Origin of the sequence: Ornithinibacillus sp. FSL M8-0202 (assembly GCF_037975285.1) — a bacterium.
GTDB lineage: Bacteria > Bacillota > Bacilli > Bacillales > Amphibacillaceae > Ornithinibacillus > Ornithinibacillus massiliensis.
Genome location: NZ_CP150248.1, coordinates 1,564,580 through 1,584,915 on the forward strand (window position 1 = coordinate 1,564,580; position 20,336 = coordinate 1,584,915).

The following is a 20,336-nucleotide window of genomic DNA, read 5'->3' on the forward strand; positions in this document are numbered from 1 at the left end:
TGCTATCGCCCCCAACTACAATCTTGCTTAATACACCTATCCTCGCCTTGAAATTTCATCATGAAAATCGGGTCCAAAAAAGGGGATACAAGGTATATCTCCTACATGTCTCCCCATATCCCCTTTGTATACGCAACCCTTAATCCGATTCGTTCCATGTTGTTTGAGCTAATACTTGCGAATTTAGCTTGACCCACTACGTATTCTACCTTTCTATCTCTTGCTTCCTTTGCCCTTTCTAGTATAAGAGCACGATGAACCCCTTTCCTCCTGAATTCTGGGACAGTTGCTGATGCTGATAGCGTGGCGATTCCATTTTCAATGAATAAAACACCAATACCTGCTGGCTCGCCATCTACCATTGCAACATAAAAGCTCCAAGAATCGAGCGGATATAAGACCTGATTATTTTGAGCAATACCTTGTTTAATAAAGCTAGGTAAACCAAAGCCCCTTACATATATATCTGCAAATAAGTCAAACTCATCTGCATGCAGCTTTCGTACAGTTACGGAGGAATCTACCTCTCCAGTTAAATCCATACTATCGCCATATAAAACACTATGAAATCCCTTTTGACAGAGCCCCTTATTGGCTAATGTCCGCAGTAAATCCTCACTACTAGATCCTGGGGCAATTTCAAGCTGAACCATGGTGTTATGTTCCTTGTAATAATCAAGAATTCCATCCAGCTCTTGAATATCTTCAGATGTGAGTCCTCTAATGGTATTAAATGCTGGTCCCGGAATCCCTTTTGCTATAAAAGCAGTTGCGTGACCAAACTGCCTTATATGTATCCCCATCGGATTACCTGGCAACGATTGAATAGCAGAAAGTCTTGATTTAAGTCCTTCAATCTCAGAAACTTCCATTCTTCTTGCTAACTCCTTCGTGAGCACATAAACCATCTCTATCCCCTCCTAATCTACTCCTACAACCTCACTTCTTCTTTCTAAAAATACAACATCTCGCCATACACCATGTAGCTTCCCAACGCGTTTTCTTGTTCCTACTATTTCAAATCCATAACGAGTATGTAGCTTAATGCTATTCGTATTTTCCGGGAAGATTAATGCCTGTAACGTCCAAAATCCTGCCTCCTCACTAGAGCGAATCAACTCCTCTAGTAATAACGAACCAATCCCCTGGCCAGCGCTTGTACTCGACACATAAATACTCACCTCTGCCACACCACGATAAGCTTCTTTATGAGCCGTTTGACTTAAGGCAGCCCATCCAACCACTTGTCCTTTATATCGGGCTACTAACCGACAATCTGTAATATGGCCATGATCCCATTCTTCAAAGCTAGGTGGCTTTATATCGAATGTTGCATTTCCTGTATGTATCCCCTCCATATAAATACTACGAACAAACTCCCAATCTTCCGCTTTCATTTCTTCAATTTCAATATGTGTATTTGTCATCTATCTATTCCACCCTAATTCTTTTAACTTATCCAAAACTTGATGCCTTCTTATCTTAAAAAAAAACAACGAATTAATTATTTTTATCATAATCAATTCGTTGCTTATTGAAAAGCATATTATTGTTTTCTTGCCTTGATATATCCATCTACTACATCCCATACTAATCCAATTAATAGTATGATGAGTACAATATTCGTACAATTAATCCAAATGGCTTCGACAACAGAATATCCATCCGTCCCCTCAGCAACAACTCCTGCTTGCGCCAAGTCACTCATAAATTGAGTATTCCAGAATGCATCTCCGGTGATTAAGAAAATAACAGCTACTATCCCAATCAGATTGATAATCAAAGTATAAGCTACCAGTTTCATCGTCCATTTACCGGAAATTAGCTTTAGACATTCTTTGACAATAAATAAAGCAAGTGATAGCAATATGAATGGTAGATAGTGTGAAAGTGTAGACTCATTTAAAAAAGGAATCACATGCTGAAATGAACCATCCTGAAAAACATATACACCAAAGAAATTACTAGAGAAAGTAAATAGCACCATCATCAAGACGTAAAAAACAATCGCAATTATTGGATCACAACGTTTAATTTGTCGTTTACGATTCGGAATCTCTGGTAGTAATGACGGGCTCCACGATTTATCCAGAGCTAAATCCTCTGCCTTATATCCACCATTGTACTCCACCAATGCAAAGATGAGGATAACCCACCCTACTGCCTGTGGTATTGCCGTAACTAACGAAACAATCAACCCTACAAAGGCATCTAATAAATCAATCGGATTAATCATAGTTTGAATCACGAAGACGATACCAAGTGCAGCTGTCAGCGATATTAATACAATCTTTAAAACAGTAAGAAATGGCTCAAAAAGCTCTGGACCTATTAAATACCTTTTCTTCCCTGTGTATTTTAGTGCCATCTCCCTTGGGCTGCCCAATTCTAATAAAACTTCTTCTACCACTTTTTCATCTGCAGTATCTCCAACACGTTCCTCCACCATGTCTTCAATTAATCCACGAAGCTCAACTGCAATATCTTCTCGTTGGGATTGCGGTAGCTTTTGGGTAACTGCATAAATGTACCGTTCAATCATCTCCATCTTCATTTGCTCCTTTCCTATGAATAAGACTATCCAGACTCTTGACCATACTTTCCCATTCTGTACATAGTTGTTTGTAAACCTTTTTACCCATTTCACTTAGCACATAATACTTCCTGGGCCTTGCTTCATTGGTATCCCAACTGCTAGCCAGTAAACCTTGCTTCTCCAATCTCCTAAGTAGTGGATACAAAGTTCCAGGCTCTACTTGAATTCCCCTATCGTTTAATCTCGTAACAAGTGAATAACCATACTGGGGATTAGATAGCTGGCTAAGAACACCAATGGTGATTGTACCTCTTCGTAATTCAAGCAATAACTTATCAATATGTTCTTGTTCGTTCATCTTGATCAACTCCTGTTTTCATTATAGTGTATGACGCACACTATTGTAAAGTGCATATTATTATAAAATAAAAAACATGATGGATTATACACAATCCAATCATGTTTTTGGATATTCTCCAAGCTAGTTCGATCGCCCTTATCGTCGTTAGGAGTCCATATTAACCTCAGCTATTTTTTCATTAGTACACTACTGAATACCGGTAAGCAAGCCAATCCAACATCTCCCACGATTAAAAAGCAAGAGTGATTGACAAATCATCAATAATTCGCTTTCATGGAAGTAGACACAAAGAAACGGAGAATTAACATGAAAATATATGTAGACGCAGATGCAAGCCCAGTGAAAGATATCGTCATCTCAGTTGCGAAACAATATCAGATACCAGTCGTATTAGTTAAAAGCATTAGTCACTACTCACATGATGAACTTGTGGATGGGGTACAGACGATTTACGTTGATACAGGAGCCGATGCAGCAGACTATCGGATCATGCAGCTGGCTAAGCGATTAGATTTAATCATTACCCAAGATTATGGTCTTGCTTCTCTAGGACTGGGGAAGGGTTGTCTTGTATTACATCACAAGGGCTTTGCCTATACGAATGAAAACATCGACCAATTGCTACAGACAAGGCACCTTAGTGCAAAAGCAAGAAGAAGTGGTCAAAAAACAAAAGGACCGAAACCATTTACCGATGAGGACCGTACAAAGTTTAAAGAATTGCTGGAGAAAACAATTAAACAAATAAAAGGGAGCAATACTTAGCTGCTCCCTTTCATCCGTTTTTTCGACGAATGTGATGAATGATAAATCTGCTTTTAGGCAAGCTTGGAAATCGCCTCATACTAAATCGTAAATCCTGCTTCGGTACTTCATATTCCACATGATGGATTAAAAAATCCATCGTTTCCTTCATTAATTCAATTGTTAACCATTCCCCTGGACAGCGATGACCTCGATAGTAGTCACCACCACCTTGGGGTATAAAATCATACAGATTATCATCACGATCCTTAAAGCGTTCTGGGTCAAACATGTCTGGATGCTCCCAAATATCAGGGTCATGATTCGTACCGTAAATATCAAGTAACACGAGGTTTCCTTTACGAAAATCATGGCCATTCCATAGAAAATCATCACGAACTCTTGCAACTAATACTGGGAAAAATGGGTAATAACGCCTTACCTCCTGGACGAACAATTCAAAATAAACACTAGGTTTTGTTTGAAGCTTCTCTTTTTCTGCTGGATGCTCATATAATGCTAACGCACCAAAGGTAATGTAAACTGCTATCGCAGCAATTGGTCGTAAAATATTTAACAATTCTACTGCAACGATCTGTTCATGTAAAAGCACACCATCTTTATCCTGATACCACGCCATTTTGTATAGCGCCGTATTTTGAGGAACCTCTATAGCATTATTGCGGACATCTTGAACAAGACCCTTTAACCAACTTTCTGCAAAATTTCTAGCATTTCTGCCTTTCCAATGCCTCCCCCCAAGTGCCCCTGCACTATCAAACATTGCCTCAAGCTCATTCGCTCTTTTGCTCCATTCATTCTCCTTAAGTGGTACACCAGCCCATTCACAGGCTACCTTTGTCAGCAGCTGGCACATTTCACTATATAGCACCACCTCTTGTTGCTTTACCCACTTTTCCGAAGCTCGTTCTAAATGTTTCCTCATAATGGTCTTGATATCGTCTAGACGTTCTCTTGTCATCAAAGACATAAATAATTCCTTACGATGTCGATGACTCTCCCCATCCATCGTCTGAATCGCATGCTCTCCAAATAAGGTTTGTCGAAGTCGCTTCGGCGCTGCCCCTTGCCGAATCAGCTTTTTCTCATCGTAGAACATGTTTACCGCTTCTTTCCCCGCCACACAGATTGCCTTTTGCCCACCAAGCAGCCTTGTTTCAAAAATATCCCTACCAAATTGATTTCTGCGATTCGTTATATAGTTATAGCCTTCCAGTAATAGCTTTACAGTGTTGTCGATACCTGTATCAATTGGAATCTGTTCCCGATATGGCATATGTATCACTCACTTCTCTTAAGTTCTGTTCCTTGTATAGTCTGTTTTCCTTCCAAAACTTTATACACCATTCATTTAATTTCATATAAGGAAGCTCTTAGGGTAATAAGAAACAAAAAAATAACCCGAAAGTAGCTTCAAGTTATTTCATTTGTTGTACTTCCTTTAGTACATTGCGTGCAAAGTGATAATAGGTCGTACGGGGATATTTTTTTAGTATAGCAACGCTTTCCTTGGCTGTTTTTTCCGCCTTCTCTTTGTCTCCTAATTCCATATAGCAGAGCGCTTGATAAGACTTATTCACTTCTCTAAGCGCTACATCCATTGGATGGACCCCTGCATGTGTATCATTCAATAATTCACGGAATAGTGGTAATGCTTTCTCTGTTTCCTTTAACTTCGTGTAGCATCTAGCCTTTAAATCACTAAGCATGTTTTGTAATCTTTGGTCTACCACTTCGTTATATAACGTTAGATTGGACAGTTTACCTTCCAGATTCTGTATCATGTCTAGCGAGAGCTTCGGTTCATCCTCGAAAAATTCCATATAATGAATCATGATAAATTCCTTTTCAATATATAGTTCTTCGTGATGTATGATCTCAAAGAACTTATTGATCTTCCCAACAAATTCTCTCGCCTTTTCAAACTCATTCTCCTGATAATATAGCATAGCTCCTAAATTATGAATCTCGAAGAAGTGATTTAACATCATATATTGATTAGAAAACTCAATCACCTCATGTAGGAGCGTAAACGTCTCATCTGTATGTCCTAGCGCTTCAAGGCAGTATACCTTCAAGAGCATCAGTCGAACCATGTTTGAGATAGTATCTAGGCTATCCATCGATTTAACGATATACAAACTATCATCCACTATTTCAATTGTCCGATGATAATTACCATTAACTGATTCCATTTCTGCTAGTCTGTGTCGGATACCGAGCACTTTACTCTCCATTTTCAAATCAGCATAAATACTTTCCGCCTTTTGCAAATAACGATTCCAATTCTTATCTTCATATAACTTGAATTCTTTTGGATAAAACACATATAAGGCGTACAAACATCGGACGTAACATTCATAAATTTTCGCAGACTCTACATTATGCCCTAAGTCCGGTATCAATTCTTGTATTTCCTGAAGGGTGATTTGCAGTGTGCTCAAGTCTAACTTAACTTCTATTCTTTTTGCTATTGATGTTGCTTTTTTCTGTAGTGATTCCCTGCTCATTCCACCTAATAGGTCCGAAATGTTTACATTCAATACATTAGCAATATGCTTGAGATTCTCTGCAGACGGATTTGACTTTCCATTTTCAATCAGACTTACCATTGCAGCTGACATTTTATCTTGTGCAAGCTGCGCTAAAGTCAGCTTGCGTTCTTTTCTTAACTGTTTGATTCTTTCTCCAACAGTACTCAAATCCATCACCTTTTCCGTGTAATTGCTACATCCATTATACACAAAGTTAAATATAATTAAAAATATATTCACAAAATTTAATATTCTCGTTGACAATTTTATTAAATATACTTAATATTTATTTTAGTTAATTTAATTTTATAGGAGTTGATGGAATGAGACCGATTATTGAGGTAGAAAAATTATGTAAGACATATCAAAAAAGAAAATCCTCCGACGTGATTACTGCTGTGGACGATATTTCTTTCTCAATTTATGAAGGAGAAATAGTAGGACTATTAGGTCCGAATGGTGCTGGTAAATCAACCACCATAAAAATGATCTGCGGATTAATTAAGCCGGATTCAGGAAAAATCTCGATTAATGGGATAGATAATCAACAGAAGCGTCTAAAAGCCTTAACTCACATTAGTGCGGTATTAGAAGGAAATCGAAATCTATACTGGCGACTAACGGTAAGAGAAAACTTAGAGTACTTTGCTGGAAATCGGGGGAAGTCACGAAAAGAAGTAGCGAGTCAGATTGATGATTTGCTAAAGAAATTCCATTTAAAACAGAAAGAACATGAACTAGTGAATCGTTTATCAAGGGGGATGCAGCAAAAACTTGCGATTGCAGTCGCCATGCTAGCAGATACAGAAATTATCCTTCTCGATGAGCCAACTCTAGGTATTGACGTGGAAACCGGATATGAGGTCAGACAGCTATTAAAAGAAATTGCTAAAGAATACAAGCGAACCATTATTATTAGCTCACATGACATGGATGTTATTCAGGACCTTTGCGAACGTACTATCATTATCAATAATGGAAAAATCATTACCAATGACCGAGTAGAGAACCTACTTCGTCTATTTGAAGTTAGAGCTTACACGATTACACTAGCCAATCATCTAAGTGAACAGCAGCAGCTACACTTACAAGAAAAATTCCCACAACTAGAATACACCTTAGACAATCACCAATCGAAAATAGAAGTAAACCTTCCAAATAGTAATGCTATCTATGAGTTATTTGAAATCCTAAATTTAGAAAAGACTCCAATTGAAACGATTGATCGAAAAACCATTAATTTTGAAGAAGTATTTTTGAAAATCATAAAGGGGGAATCGGAACATGAGTTGGTTCAATCTTATTAAGGCAAATACTAGGAAAGAAGTAATCGAGCTAAAACGCTATCTTCCAAACACCATTGCTATGCTCGTTACATTTTACTGTATCTTTTTAGGCTTATTTGCAGGAATTCAACTTATTGGTGATCCAGGATCAAAAGATTTAAATACACAGTTTGTGATTGTCAATTATGTATTTTGGTACTTAGCACTTATCGTAGTTCAGGATATTGGTTACCAGATTACTAACGAAGCTACACAAGGCACATTAGAACAGCTTTACATGTCACCATTAGGACAATGGAAGATTATGCTTTCTCGATTAATCGCCTTAGGTACTGCTCATTTCCTAATTGTTGTCATTCTTTTACTATTGGCGATGCTCACAACTGGTCAATGGCTAAACATTGATCTCCTTACAATCTTGCCAATTTTCATCCTTACTATTGTTAGTATGATGGGATTAGGATTTATCATTGCCGGGATGACACTTGTATTAAAGCAAATCGGCGCATTTTTACAAATACTACAATTCATATTAGCCGGATTAGTTTTTGTTCCTTTGTCCACTGCTCCATTCTTAGCCTTTCTTCCAATAGTCAAAGGTGTCGATCTAATTCGAGCTACGATGATTGATGGGTTATCTTTGGCGGACTTTACAGCATTTGATTATTTCTCGCTCATTTTTAATGCGATATTCTACTTCTTACTCGGGCTAATTTTCTTCTTATATTGTGAACGTATTGCAATGAAAAAGGGATTATTAGCACATTATTAATTAAACGAATCGATGGCTAGAAGGTTCCCCCTTTGGTAGAATTGACTTACCTATAATAAAACCTAGGGGGATTTTTCTATGAAAATTGTATCGATTGAACCAACACCAAGTCCATACTCCATGAAAATAAATGTCGACGAAGTGATGCCAGATGGTAAAACTGAAAACTACAAGCTTGGTGATGACGTAACAAATGCCCCTTTCTATATACAAGAATTATTTGCCATTAATGGGGTGAAAGGAATTTACCGCGTTATTGACTTTATTGCCCTTGAGCGCGATGCCCGGACACCTTGGGAGGACGTTTTACCAGAGGTACGGAAAACGCTTGGTTCTGTAGAAGAAAATGAAAGCGACACGAATACTTCCGATGCATCCATTGATGACCATTACGGCGAAATAAAAGTGTACATTCAAATGTTCCGCTACATTCCGATGCAAGTAAAGCTAGAAGACGGCGACATAGAACAACGATTCGGATTACCTGAACGATTTATGAATGCTGCAATGGAGGCATCAGCAGCATCCGATAATATGTTAATGGAGCGTAAATGGGTGGAACAAAGCCCACGTTACGGTGATATAAAAGAAATCGGCAGTGAAGTAGTCGAGGAAATCTCTGCTTCCTATGACGATAACCGCTTAAAGGAGCTTGTGACGTATGCGTTAGACAATAAAACCGCTCCAACCCCATGGAAAAAAGTTACGCTAGAGATGCTCGATAATACAGATTGGCGAGCACGTTATGCCGCACTCGATCGAATGGATCCAACTATCGAAGATTTGCCCGTATTGGATAAAGCACTAGATGATGAAAAGGCCTCGATACGTAGACTTGCGACGGCATACTTAGGCATGATAGATGACAAAAAGGTATTACCATACTTATATAAAGCCTTACAAGATAAAGCCGTAAATGTACGACGAACAGCTGGTGATTGCTTATCAGACTTAAGCTTTACAGAAGCAATGCCCGAAATGATAAAAACATTAAAAGATAAAAGTAGATTAGTACGCTGGCGAGCTGCGATGTTCCTGTATGAGCTTGGTGACGAAACCGCTATCCCTGCCCTTCTCGAAGCACAAGACGATCCGGAATTTGAAGTGCGAATGCAGGTCAAAATGGCGTTAGCTAGAATCCAAGGGGGAGAAGAAGCGAAAGGGTCTATTTGGCATCAAATGACACAATTAATCAATAAAGATAAGCCTTAAAAAAGGGGGGGAAGAAATGGAAATTAGGGAAGTAATTCTAAGTGATGCGCCAAAATTAGCACAGCTGATCCTACAGGTAGATGCAAGCTCTGAGTACATGCTTTGGGAAGCTGGAGAGAGACAAATTTCTTCTGAAAGCCAAAAGAACATGATTGAACGCCTACAAAAATCGGAGAACTCCACTATACTTGTTGCAGAAGAGGAAAAAGAGCTAATCGGCTATCTTTTTGCAATTGGTGGCGAGGCTAAAAGAAAGAAGCACACAGCATATCTTGTAGTAGGCATTCACCATGCCTTTCGTGGTAAAGGTGTTGGTAGATTATTATTTGCCGCATTAAATGAATGGGCATTGGAGCATAACATTCACCGATTAGAATTAACGGTTGTCACCGATAATGAAGCTGGAGTCTCCCTTTATAAAAAAATGGGATTCGAAATCGAAGGCACCAAAACAGATTCTTTATATGTAAATGGTGACTATTTAAATGAATATTACATGGCAAAAATCCTTAGGTAAAATCAACCCCAACCTATTAATTACGGGTATTTAGAAATTTATTCACTAGAACACAATGGGATTTTTGAAGTATAATAGCGCAAAAAACAATCAAAAAGCTAATTATGCAACAAATTTGGTAAGTTTATCAATAGGCATAATTAGCTTTTTATTAGATTAGAGCCATATTATTATAAGACTCTATTGAAATGACCAGGTTGTTTAATTGCATTTTAAAGTGTGCTTTATTTGCAAAGCGATTGAAGATGATATTTTAATGTCTGAATCATTTCATCATGTGTAAAGTGCTCTGGATTTAATAAATGATGCATTGCCATTCCGTCAACTATCGCATGGAGTCGATTAACTTCTAATTCTAGATCAAGCCCGTCTTTTGCGTATTGTAATGATTGTAAGGCAAGAACGACATTTTTCAACCCTTGGTGCATGTCACTGTACACTTTATTGCTTAGCTCACGGAGCGTTGAGTCAACTAAAACTTTCGCCGAAAAAGCAAGCCACACCTCCATTTCTATTTTTCGCTCGTCATTGACGGGTAGTACTTCATATACACCTTCAGTCAAAAACTCTAACGGGCTTATATCCTCTGAATACTCCCTTGCTTTCGCACGCTCGATAACCCGTTCAGAAACCATTTCCATAGAAAAACGAAGCAATTCGGACTGCGATGAAAAATAATGTCTTAGCGATCCAGTAGAGAGTCCTGCAGCCTTAGCAATCTTTCTGACAGATGCTTGTTCGATTCCTTCGTCCACAATAACTTTCCATGTTGCTTCTGCTATTCGAACTTTACGTTTATGGTGATCAATTATTTTTGGCATATTTTTATTATATCACACTTGTGTTAAATAAACAGTTCTGATATTATTTAGCACAAGTGTACTAAATAAAGCGAAGCGAAGGATGTGTTTCTTTTGATTGGTTGGTTGATCATAGCATGTGAGATAGGTTTTTGGATATTTGTTCTAGCAGGACTAACTGCTAGATATGTAATGAATAAGAAAAAACTGGGTACATTTTTGCTCATTTGTACGCCAATCGTTGATCTTATATTGCTTATTGTTACCGTATACGATTTGAAAAATGGAGCTGTTGCCTCTATAGTGCATGGAATTGCCGCGATTTATATAGGGGTAAGTATAGCCTTTGGGCATCAGATGATTAAATGGGCAGATGTCCGTTTTAAGTACCGATTTGGAAACGGTGAAAAACCGGTAAAAATTAAATATGGCAAAGAACACGCAAGAAAAGAACGTAAAGGGTGGTACCGTCATTTGTTGTCCTGGTTAATCGGCGGGGTGATATTAATGGGTATTGTTGTTTATATTAATAATCCTTCACAGACTGAAGCATTACTACAAACCATTCAGTTTTGGTCTCTGATTTTAATCATAGATTTTATTATAAGCTTTAGTTATACGTTTTTCCCTAAACGACCTGTTGAAAAGGTCAACTAAATCTCGAAGTTATAATGAGGAATTACCGTAAGAAGTATAAAGTTGGGTTCCCCGCCGAATAATAAAGGATACTATTGGAAGTTGGAAAATCCAATTTGGACAATGATTTAGAAAATGGCGTTTTTCTATTCTATTTCTTATGCTAAGCGAGGTTTTAACCATGAAGAAATTGATGATGATAATGTTAAGTGTTACTATTTTCAGCTTGGGAATAACCGCTTTTCAAACACCACTAGAGGCGATTTCTACTAAGGAACAAGAGCCCTCCTATGCGAAGTGGGGACGTCTAGCTATGCAAAAGGTAAAAGAAAAGTATCCGGATGCAAACATAGTGGATTACCTTCACGTCGGTAAAAAAAGAGGAATTGAGAATTCAACCGAAACGTTTAAGCTATGGCTTGAGGCGCCTACTAATGAGTTTGGTGTTTTTATTGATATAACCTTTAATAACAATACAGAAGAAATAGTTGATATTTCATTCAGAGAGGTTTCAAGTTAGATGATAAATAAATTCCTGCTCCGGAAATATACATACGGTTATCTCTAGTCAACCAGGACATCACTTAATATAATCGAATCGTATGCATCCGGAGCGGATAGGGATTTGAACCTCTTCTGTATCGCTTACGCTTATCGTATAGGACGGAAAAAATGTCCCTTAAAATTCTTGCTCGAGGTATAGCCACTTTAGGTAATTTATTCATTCAATTCCCATTTCATTTTGTCAAAAGCATAGCCGAGATTAACGCCTGTAATTTGATCATCAAAGTATACAAACGTTAATTGTAAATTGTTTGGATGATCAACATACCCAATTATCGATATCGATTGCTCTTTATCTTCATAGGTAAAATAGTTCTCACCGTAAGTTTCTATCACTTCATTAACAGACGAGCCTCTTTTTATTCCCCGTTCACTAGAAGATGTATTATTGTTTTCCATAATTCCAACTTGTAAAATTTCCTCTGTTTCTCTATTTACACTCACCATAATCTCTTTATTCCAATACTGGTCATAGTTTCTTTGCGCAGCGTAATGTTGATTATCTGGGTGTAATTGAAAATTACCGTGTTTCATTATAAAGCTTTCATCATGGATGTTCATCCCCACTTTAATACCATCAATACTTTCATCAGATAAATCCGTAGATTCAGCTTCTCTCATAACATCTTCCATAGTTTCTGAACTACAAGCCATCAACAAAATGGGGAATAAAGTAAAACAAAATAATAGACCAAAGCGCTTATTTGCCATTTTCTATACCTCACCCTTAAGAAAACCGTCATTTAATTGAATATTCCATCTTATCTATCATTAACAATACACCTGTACGAAAAACGCCTAACTTTATACCACCCATTCTTTCAAAGGGGCTTCTTTATTCGCATACACCTTTCTAATGGCATTAATATATAATTCTTTTTTAAAGTCCGGAAACAATTCATCCACAAAGCATAAATCAGCTGTAGCAGATTGCCACATTAAAAAGTTACTAATACGCTTCTCCCCACCAGTTCGAATGATAATATCAGGGTCTGGTAAGTTCTTCGTATAAAGATAGCTTTCAAACATTTGCTCATCTAATTGATCCATCGAAATTTTCTTGTCCTTCGCATCTTGAATAATACGAGCAATTGCTTGAACAATCTCACTCCTACTACTATAGTTCAGCGCAAAATTCACGATTAAGCCTGTATTATTCTTTGTTTTATCCATGGCCCGTAACACGGCATTCCTTGTTCCTTTTGGTAAATTCTCTACATCCCCTGAAATAAGAATTTTAATATTACGTTTCATAAACTCCGGTAATTTTTGATTAAAGAACTTAATGGGTAAATTCATCAAATAATTCACTTCATCCTTAGGCCTTTTCCAATTCTCAGTAGAAAAAGCATACAGTGTTAGTATCTTAATTCCCATTTCCGCACTCGCATCTATCAATTCTTCCATCGTTTGGGAACCTGCATAGTGCCCTTCACTTCTACTAAGCCCTCTGCGTTTTCCCCAACGACCATTTCCATCCATAATAATAGCGACATGATTAGGAATTGTATTCATAATTGCTCCTCCTTATCTCAATTCAAGCTCCTGAAGTCTTTCTACTACTTGCTCTTTCTTGAAATTAAACGATTGCCATGTGTTTAAACGAAGTTGTTCGATCATTTCTTTACGCTGCTCTAACACCGCTAATAAATCTGGATAATTTGGATCTTTTTCATATAGCGTGATTAAACCATCAATACCAGAATAAGAAAGTAAATCTAAGTAATAGATATCAATTTTTCCGGTTTCTTCATATCGTTCTAGATTTTTCTCCACAATGATTTCTTCTAAATTGACCATATTCAGTCCTGTATAAAATAGTAATCCCACTATTATATAAAAGTGTGCGATAGAAATTCCCTCTATCCATACGCGGACCAATGTATACGCAAAAATTATCATTAAAAACAACATAAAGACATGTGCAAGAATTCGGTCCAATGTAAATCCATAAGCTGCTTCATAGGCACTTAAACGAATAAATGCGGATGCAAGCATGACCCCACTAACTACAATTAACAATGTATACATCGCCTTCAAAAAGTAGCCGTATGCTTTCTTCCCAGCCTTTACTAGCTTCAAGCAAATTAACAATAAGGTCCAGTTAATCACGGTTACTAGTACAAGCTCGAAAAATCCTCTTCTTGCGTACTCTGCATACGTATAATCTGCATGAAGTGCATCACCAAAGAAATACGTAAATTGAATGGCGACAAATAGGACATAAATAATATTAAGCAAGACTAAGACCGTCCCTGCAATCACACTGTCCCAGGTTACCTTCTCTTTTTGAACCGCTTGCCTTCCTAGTGGTAGTACATACCGCTTCTTTAACGTCTGGAAGGCTCCAAAGAATAATAACGACAATAATAATGCAGCTACTACTCGGAAAAAATATTCCAGGAAATTCAGCTTCAACATAAATGCTGGTATTTCCAGCATCATAGCAGCAAATTTCTCATCCGCTGATATTAATAACACCGTTATAACGAAAAGCAACGGTCCCCCAATCAATAACCCCTTTACAATTCTCTTTATGGTTTGGCTGGTTTCCTTACTCACCTGTCGAAATAAGGTTCGTTTAAAAATAATCTTGAGCCATCTTTTTAAATAACTGAATGTTTGAGATACCTTAAAGAAAATTCGCTTAAAGAAGATTAGCGAAACCCAATCCACATGATTCGGTGTCGTAATTAACACAATATGGACAAACACTAAAACCGGAATTACAAAAAGATTTAACGCATAAAAAAACTCATTATCATAGAATACAAATGACGCTGATAAAACCCAGATCATGACCATTAATAATAAGCCAATTCGTCGATGAGATACTTTAAACCCTAGTCGGTAATACAGGATAGCATAAAATGCTGCAATAAAAATTGGGTACGATATCCCTATCACACCATGAAAAAAGCTAAGCTCTGCCAATATACCAAGCACTAAACAAATTACTAAAAATCCAAAAGTCTTTTGACGTTGCTTCAATTATTCCACCACCATTTAGTCATTCTATATACATAGGTTATCTAGGTATACAGACAAAGAAACGCATCGGCACTTGATATCGTAGGGTAAGGTGCTATACCGAAGCCTTCCTCCCCCAGCGATATCCAATCCAGCTTATCGGATACAACATAATTGTTAATAAAATACACACTAGAATAAATCGCCCACTTAGCAGAGGCTGAAACCATTCATGAGGAATCAATTTAAACACAATTAAATACATCAACACAAGATTGGGGATAACGGCATATGTAAATGTCCTACGAAGAATCGTTAAGCCGCCACTACCAAATTCTTTACCAATCTCATAGCCGAGCAGTCCCCAAAATGCCATATACACCATTATAATGATGGAAGGTACTGCAGTTATTCTTTTCCACAGTACTTCAATCCATTCGATATGGTAAACGTTATAAACAATCGTAAGGACTATTCCTCCAAGGAAAATAAGAACATTTAATACAACAAATAATAGTTGCATTTTTTTCGGCGTTACCTTTGCCTCATCTTTCCAAATCGCTGCAATTTCTTCAGGTGTTCCTAACCGTTTTACAATTTCATCATAGACGTTTGCGTCCTGAATATCCTCTTCACGAAGAAGTTCATATACATGGGACCTGTATTCTGCGATGATTTCCTGCTTTTCAGGGTGTTTCCCAAGAACTTGATCAAGCTCTTGGAAAAAACGTTTATCGCCAGTCGTCACGATTCACTTCTCCCGATTAGATTATTCATCACCTGAACATATCGATGCCATTCACTTGTTTTAGCTTCTAATATTTTCTTACCTTCAAGTGTGATACGATAGTATTTACGTGCAGGACCCTTTTCTTGATTTTGCCAATAGCACTCAATATATTCTTGCTTTTCTAGCTTATGAAGGGCAGGGTATAAGGTACCTTCCTTCATTTGCAAATTATGGTCACTGCGGTAATCCATTTCCTTAACAAGCTCATAACCGTACATATCCCGCTCATTTAATAACTGTAGGACAAGTAACGATGTACTCCCTTTTACCAGTTCTCGATCAAACATTTTTTCACCTACCTAGAATTATTAGGTAACTATACTATATAGAATTCCGAGGTATATGTAAAGCCCAAATTTAGATTATTTTACTTTTGCATATATACATGTGTCTCGAAGCTCTTGTCCATAAACATCTAAACTATCTTTATGCAATATCCCTTCTAATTCAAATCCGATTCGCTCGGCAATGGCACGACTCTTTACATTTTTCGCATCACATCGGATTTCAACACGGTTTGCCTCTAGCTCACGGAAGGCAAAATCAGCTATCCCTTTTACCGCCTCCGTCATATAACCTTTCCCACTATAACGGGTATCAATCCAGTATCCAATTTCAAATTTACGCGCATCCCAGTCAATTCGGTGCAATCCTGAATTAGCAATCAATACACCTGTCTCTTTGTGAAAAACTAACAGCCTTAAATCCTCCCTATTCAAGAAGGCTACATGGGCTTGTCGGATATTTATTTCTGTATCCTCTTCCTGCTCCTCATGCTGTGCCCAAGGCATCCAAGGCAAAAGCTCCTTTTTGGAAGCTTGTTTTGATTCGTGAACTGCTTTTCCATCACCAGGCATTGGCATACGGATATGTAATCTTTCTGTTTCAAATTCGCTCGGAAAATCAATTAATATTGGATTCATTATACGTTCCCCTTATAAGTTGTAGTATGGCTGATTTATAGCTATTAGTGCATTTTTCAAGTGTTCCCGGAACTCCTCTTTTTTTCCTATCACCTCTAAATGCAGCAGCAGACTTCTTAAAAATTGTTTGATGTTGTTCCTTTGAATGAACGGTTTCGAACTATGTTGTGAATAGCTTTGCTGCAGCTCCATCACAATTTTATCGATTTTTTCATATAGGAATAATGGATTCATTCCCCTTTCCAACAAGGAAATGAAAGGAACAACCATCCGTTCGTCCTCTTCAAACAAGAAGTAGGCTTTATCAAAGCACATTTTATCCAGAATGATTAGTGCAATATCTTCTAATCTACTTTCCTTTAATTGTGGTTGCTTCACTAGTTCATCGAGCGCGTCTGCTATATGAGCTATACTATGCGCCCAACCTTTCCCTTCTACAAATCCCCGAACATCCTCTTCCTTCTTTACATAATGTATCATTTTGTTTGTAATGTGATCTATTTCCTCATCGGCTATAAAGGGTTTTTGTCTATTAACAAATAACAGGACAGCAAGGATTAAGGAAGAAAATGAACGCGTAAAGACAGCGTCCTCATCTGGTTCATTTATTTTGTAAAATAAGTGATGATCATCTAAACAAACTGTCACTATTCTGTTTAGCTCTGAGGGAGGAAAATGTCCATTTATTATAAGGTTAGTAAAGCATGGATAAATCAATGAATCCCGTAACTCCGGATCTGTACTACCAATATAATCTAGCATTGCCTTCACTAAGGTTGGTAAAGGTACAGGACCGAGTTGTTGGAAGTTGCTCTCCTTATATTGACTTAGTATCGATTTCAGTTCAGCTTCATTCAATAGTATCCCCTCCTCTTCTTATGGTGCCACGATTTCCACTTTTATCCGATCCGGATCCTCGAAGAACACTGCATAATGGTTAGGACCACCTGCATATGGATGCCTATCCTCATATAAGATTGGCACACCTTTTTCCTTTAAATGGAGCGTAATCACATCAACATCCTCCCTAGAATCCGCATAAAATGCAAGATGATTTAATCCGACTCTTTTCCGATGATATGTACCCTCTAAGAAATGCTCTTCCGTCTGTACAAAAACGATATACGTATCTCCTAACCTCCAGCTTCTTCCTGATTCCCAGGTTTGATAAGGTTGATAGCCTAATTCTTCTAAAAGCTCACCCCAAAAATCAGTAGACCTTTCCAAGTTTGAAACATTTAATTCGATATGATGTAATTTGCCTCGCATGAATAAATCCCCCAGTTTTGTATTAATCTTATATAATTCTATTCCCGAGTATGAAATTCCTTTATTTAAATTGGAATAGATGGTAATGATTTCTTATTTACAAAAAAAAGAGAGCTAACCGAAGTTAACTCTCTAACCGAATTTAATGACTAGCCGCCTTTTCCAATCCACCAGGCTTATTATAATTCGCTAGTCTTTCTACTAATTTATGACTTTCATCATTTAACCCGACCACTTCTACGTTCACACCATTTTGATGATACTTCTGTACAACCTTATCAATTGCCCCTACACCAGAATCATCCCATATATGGGCATTTGATAAATCTAATTTCACTTTTTCTACTTCCTCTTTGTAGTTAAAGCTGTCCACAAACTCTGTTACAGAAGCGAAGAAAAGTTGTCCGGAAATACGATATACCTTCACATTTGCTTCCTTACTCGCAAGTGCTGTCACGTTCACCTTAGAGATTTTTGAAGCAAAGAAAATTGCACTTAAGATAATACCAACTAGAACACCTTTAGATAGGTCATGTGTAAATAGTACCGTGACAACTGTCGCTACCATTACAATCGTATCCGTAACTGGTGTTTTAGGAATATTCTTTATCGATGACCAGTCAAAGGTACTAATAGATACCATGAACATAATACCAACTAAGACTGCCATCGGAATTTGAACTAATAAGCCGTTAAATATTAGAATAAGTGCCATTAAAAATGCCCCAGCAACAAAAGCGGATAATCTTCCACGACCACCAGACTTTACGTTAATAACGGATTGTCCAATCATCGCACATCCAGCCATACCACCAAACAGCCCAGACACAATATTCGCAATCCCCTGTCCACGTGCTTCTTTATTCTTATCACTTTTCGTATCTGTCATATCATCTACAATAGATGCTGTAAGTAAAGACTCTACTAAACCAACAATGGCAATTGATAGTGCATACGGAAAAATGATTTGTAGCGTTTCAAAGTTAAGTGGAATGTCTGGGAATAAGAAGATTGGTAGAGATTGTGTTAATTCTCCCATATCTCCTACCGTTTTCACACCACTTCCTGTAAACATAGCAATTGCCGTAATGACAACGATCGCTACTAATGGTGCTGGAATCACCTTTACAAATCGCGGTAAAATATAAATGATGGCTAATGCTCCTGCCAGCATGGCATACATTTCCCAATTTGCACCTGTAAAATGCTCTAATTGCGCCATGAAAATCATAATGGCAAGTGCATTAACAAAGCCAATCATGACCGACCGGGGGACAAATTTCATTAAACGTCCTAACTTTAATACACCCATCACAATTTGCAGAATACCTGTTAAAATAGTGGCTGCTAACAAATATTGCAAGCCATGTTCTGCCACTAATGTAACCATCAACAATGCCGTTGCCCCTGTTGCAGCAGAAATCATACCAGGACGCCCACCAACAAATGCAATCGTCACTGCAATAGCGAACGACGCATACAGCCCAACCATTGGGTCAACACCAGCAATAACAGAGAACGCAATAGCCTCCGGTACTAAAGCAATAGCAACTACGATACCAGCCAGAATATCTCCTCTAATATTGCCGAACCATTCATTTTTTAATTTTGCTAAATTCATGCTACACCTCTTTTTCGTCTTTTATTGTTGACTTTCGACTCTCACGAAAGCCGGGACCGTAACAAACAAGAGGTATTATAACGAAATATGACACTTTTGTGAAACAGTAAAGAAAACGGAAACATTTCGCCTTTTCTCCAATTTCCTCTTAATATCTTTGAATTTAGTAGCTATATGCTATAATAGAAAATAAATTCGCTATACCTATGTTAATAATAGGAAATTCTAGTTTCCGCAGTTCAATAGAATGGTAGAGGAGAATTCCGATGTTTAAAAAAATTCTTTGTGCAGCTGATGGATCAGACCATTCGATACGAGCAGGTGAAAAAGCCTTTGAGCTTGCCAGATTAAGTCAAGGTTCTAAAGTAGATATAGTATATGTTATCGACCCAAAGCATTCAAAAGAAGAGGTTCTAAATAACTGGGGAAAAGATACAGAAGACGCACGGAGGGAAAAACTTGCTCTATTAATTCAAAAAGCGAAAAAATCAGGTGTAGACTTTGAAGTCATTTTTTTAAATGGAGAACCAGGCCCTACCATTGTTCACTATGCCAATAAACACAACTATGACATTATCATTATTGGAAGCCGTGGATTAAACGCCCTCCAAGAAATGATGCTAGGTAGCGTTAGCCATAAAGTAGCTAAACGAGCAACTAGCCCCGTATTAATCGTAAAGTAATGAATGTGGAAACTAGTTAATAGTTGCCACCTTTTTTGATTTCTTTAAGTATCGCCGCCAAAAGGTGTGGGATTACTTTCCCTTTCCCCAAACCAAA

The 20,336-nt window shown here is 37.7% G+C and carries 24 protein-coding genes; 8 read left to right on the forward strand and 16 right to left on the reverse strand.

The genetic code is table 11. From position 1 onward, the window contains the following. Positions 1 to 101 precede the first annotated feature (101 nt). From MKY78_RS08105 to MKY78_RS08120, 4 genes are all read right to left on the reverse strand, one after another. Entirely contained in the window at positions 102 to 908 is an 807-nt protein-coding gene (locus MKY78_RS08105; RefSeq protein ID WP_339217271.1) for a GNAT family N-acetyltransferase, read from the reverse strand. A 12-nt stretch (positions 909 to 920) separates the two neighbouring features. Beyond that, positions 921 to 1,427, reverse strand: coding sequence for an N-acetyltransferase family protein (locus MKY78_RS08110; RefSeq protein ID WP_339217273.1), 507 nt, complete (start codon positions 1,425 to 1,427; stop codon positions 921 to 923). 119 nt (positions 1,428 to 1,546) lie between these two features. Beyond that, positions 1,547 to 2,548, reverse strand: a complete 1,002-nt coding sequence (locus MKY78_RS08115; RefSeq protein ID WP_339217275.1) for a hypothetical protein — start codon at positions 2,546 to 2,548, stop codon at positions 1,547 to 1,549. Beyond that, positions 2,535 to 2,894 carry a PadR family transcriptional regulator gene (locus MKY78_RS08120; RefSeq protein WP_339217276.1) on the reverse strand — a complete coding sequence of 120 codons (360 nt, stop codon included), beginning with the start codon at positions 2,892 to 2,894 and terminating at the stop codon, positions 2,535 to 2,537. The genes MKY78_RS08115 and MKY78_RS08120 overlap by 14 nt, the downstream gene beginning before the upstream one ends. Before the next feature lie 309 nt (positions 2,895 to 3,203). On the opposite strand from MKY78_RS08120, the gene MKY78_RS08125 reads away from it, so the two are divergent. Further along, positions 3,204 to 3,662 carry a YaiI/YqxD family protein gene (locus MKY78_RS08125; RefSeq protein ID WP_339217277.1) on the forward strand — a complete coding sequence of 153 codons (459 nt, stop codon included), beginning with the start codon at positions 3,204 to 3,206 and terminating at the stop codon, positions 3,660 to 3,662. Positions 3,663 to 3,672: 10 nt separating this feature from the next. Here MKY78_RS08125 and MKY78_RS08130 read toward each other — a convergent pair whose 3' ends face one another. Together MKY78_RS08130 and MKY78_RS08135 are read right to left on the reverse strand one after the other, a co-directional pair. Then, a complete protein-coding gene (locus MKY78_RS08130; protein WP_339217278.1) occupies positions 3,673 to 4,938 on the reverse strand; it encodes a cytochrome P450 in 1,266 nt (421 codons plus the stop codon). A gap of 142 nt (positions 4,939 to 5,080) precedes the next feature. Next, positions 5,081 to 6,370, reverse strand: coding sequence for a helix-turn-helix transcriptional regulator (locus MKY78_RS08135; RefSeq protein ID WP_339217279.1), 1,290 nt, complete (start codon positions 6,368 to 6,370; stop codon positions 5,081 to 5,083). Positions 6,371 to 6,519: 149 nt separating this feature from the next. On the opposite strand from MKY78_RS08135, the gene MKY78_RS08140 reads away from it, so the two are divergent. From MKY78_RS08140 to MKY78_RS08155, 4 genes are all read left to right on the forward strand, one after another. After that, positions 6,520 to 7,503 (forward strand): ABC transporter ATP-binding protein, encoded by a 984-nt coding sequence (locus tag MKY78_RS08140; RefSeq protein ID WP_339217281.1) that lies wholly within the window; start codon positions 6,520 to 6,522, stop codon positions 7,501 to 7,503. Then, positions 7,481 to 8,254 carry an ABC transporter permease gene (locus tag MKY78_RS08145; protein ID WP_339217282.1) on the forward strand — a complete coding sequence of 258 codons (774 nt, stop codon included), beginning with the start codon at positions 7,481 to 7,483 and terminating at the stop codon, positions 8,252 to 8,254. The genes MKY78_RS08140 and MKY78_RS08145 overlap by 23 nt, the downstream gene beginning before the upstream one ends. Before the next feature lie 78 nt (positions 8,255 to 8,332). Continuing rightward, positions 8,333 to 9,466: a virulence factor gene (locus MKY78_RS08150; RefSeq protein WP_339217283.1), complete on the forward strand. Its 1,134-nt coding sequence runs from the start codon at positions 8,333 to 8,335 to the stop codon at positions 9,464 to 9,466. Positions 9,467 to 9,482: 16 nt separating this feature from the next. Then, positions 9,483 to 9,983: a GNAT family N-acetyltransferase gene (locus MKY78_RS08155; protein ID WP_339217284.1), complete on the forward strand. Its 501-nt coding sequence runs from the start codon at positions 9,483 to 9,485 to the stop codon at positions 9,981 to 9,983. 224 nt (positions 9,984 to 10,207) lie between these two features. On the opposite strand, the gene MKY78_RS08160 is transcribed toward MKY78_RS08155, so the two are convergent. Then, positions 10,208 to 10,804 (reverse strand): TetR family transcriptional regulator C-terminal domain-containing protein, encoded by a 597-nt coding sequence (locus tag MKY78_RS08160; RefSeq protein ID WP_339217285.1) that lies wholly within the window; start codon positions 10,802 to 10,804, stop codon positions 10,208 to 10,210. A gap of 93 nt (positions 10,805 to 10,897) precedes the next feature. Here MKY78_RS08160 and MKY78_RS08165 point away from each other — a divergent pair, with 93 nt between their 5' ends. Beyond that, positions 10,898 to 11,440 (forward strand): 2TM domain-containing protein, encoded by a 543-nt coding sequence (locus MKY78_RS08165; protein ID WP_339217287.1) that lies wholly within the window; start codon positions 10,898 to 10,900, stop codon positions 11,438 to 11,440. A gap of 160 nt (positions 11,441 to 11,600) precedes the next feature. Further along, a complete protein-coding gene (locus tag MKY78_RS08170) occupies positions 11,601 to 11,939 on the forward strand; it encodes a YqzG/YhdC family protein (RefSeq protein WP_339217289.1) in 339 nt (112 codons plus the stop codon). 197 nt (positions 11,940 to 12,136) lie between these two features. Here the strand turns inward: MKY78_RS08170 and MKY78_RS08175 are convergent, their stop codons facing one another. The 9 genes from MKY78_RS08175 to MKY78_RS08215 all read right to left on the reverse strand — a co-directional run bounded on the left by MKY78_RS08175 (position 12,137) and on the right by MKY78_RS08215 (position 19,556). Then, positions 12,137 to 12,694 (reverse strand): hypothetical protein, encoded by a 558-nt coding sequence (locus MKY78_RS08175; protein ID WP_339217291.1) that lies wholly within the window; start codon positions 12,692 to 12,694, stop codon positions 12,137 to 12,139. A gap of 93 nt (positions 12,695 to 12,787) precedes the next feature. Continuing rightward, complete coding sequence (locus MKY78_RS08180) at positions 12,788 to 13,498, reverse strand: isoprenyl transferase (protein WP_339217293.1); 711 nt, start codon at positions 13,496 to 13,498, stop codon at positions 12,788 to 12,790. Positions 13,499 to 13,510: 12 nt separating this feature from the next. Continuing rightward, on the reverse strand, positions 13,511 to 14,974 hold the full coding sequence (locus MKY78_RS08185; RefSeq protein ID WP_339217295.1) for a DUF4173 domain-containing protein: 1,464 nt from the start codon (positions 14,972 to 14,974) through the stop codon (positions 13,511 to 13,513). Between the two features lie 94 nt (positions 14,975 to 15,068). Continuing rightward, a complete protein-coding gene (locus MKY78_RS08190) occupies positions 15,069 to 15,701 on the reverse strand; it encodes a hypothetical protein (RefSeq protein ID WP_211742296.1) in 633 nt (210 codons plus the stop codon). Then, positions 15,698 to 16,030 (reverse strand): PadR family transcriptional regulator, encoded by a 333-nt coding sequence (locus MKY78_RS08195; RefSeq protein WP_186869531.1) that lies wholly within the window; start codon positions 16,028 to 16,030, stop codon positions 15,698 to 15,700. Before MKY78_RS08195 ends, MKY78_RS08190 begins: the two co-directional genes overlap by 4 nt. 75 nt (positions 16,031 to 16,105) lie before the next feature. Then, positions 16,106 to 16,666 carry a GNAT family N-acetyltransferase gene (locus MKY78_RS08200; RefSeq protein WP_186869530.1) on the reverse strand — a complete coding sequence of 187 codons (561 nt, stop codon included), beginning with the start codon at positions 16,664 to 16,666 and terminating at the stop codon, positions 16,106 to 16,108. A 12-nt stretch (positions 16,667 to 16,678) separates the two neighbouring features. Beyond that, positions 16,679 to 17,524 (reverse strand): DUF2785 domain-containing protein, encoded by an 846-nt coding sequence (locus MKY78_RS08205; RefSeq protein WP_339217299.1) that lies wholly within the window; start codon positions 17,522 to 17,524, stop codon positions 16,679 to 16,681. A gap of 18 nt (positions 17,525 to 17,542) precedes the next feature. Continuing rightward, on the reverse strand, positions 17,543 to 17,935 hold the full coding sequence (locus MKY78_RS08210; RefSeq protein WP_186869528.1) for a VOC family protein: 393 nt from the start codon (positions 17,933 to 17,935) through the stop codon (positions 17,543 to 17,545). 142 nt (positions 17,936 to 18,077) lie between these two features. Beyond that, positions 18,078 to 19,556, reverse strand: a complete 1,479-nt coding sequence (locus MKY78_RS08215; RefSeq protein WP_339217301.1) for a SulP family inorganic anion transporter — start codon at positions 19,554 to 19,556, stop codon at positions 18,078 to 18,080. 266 nt (positions 19,557 to 19,822) lie between these two features. On the opposite strand from MKY78_RS08215, the gene MKY78_RS08220 reads away from it, so the two are divergent. Next, positions 19,823 to 20,239 (forward strand): universal stress protein, encoded by a 417-nt coding sequence (locus MKY78_RS08220; protein WP_339217303.1) that lies wholly within the window; start codon positions 19,823 to 19,825, stop codon positions 20,237 to 20,239. Positions 20,240 to 20,336 lie beyond the last annotated feature (97 nt).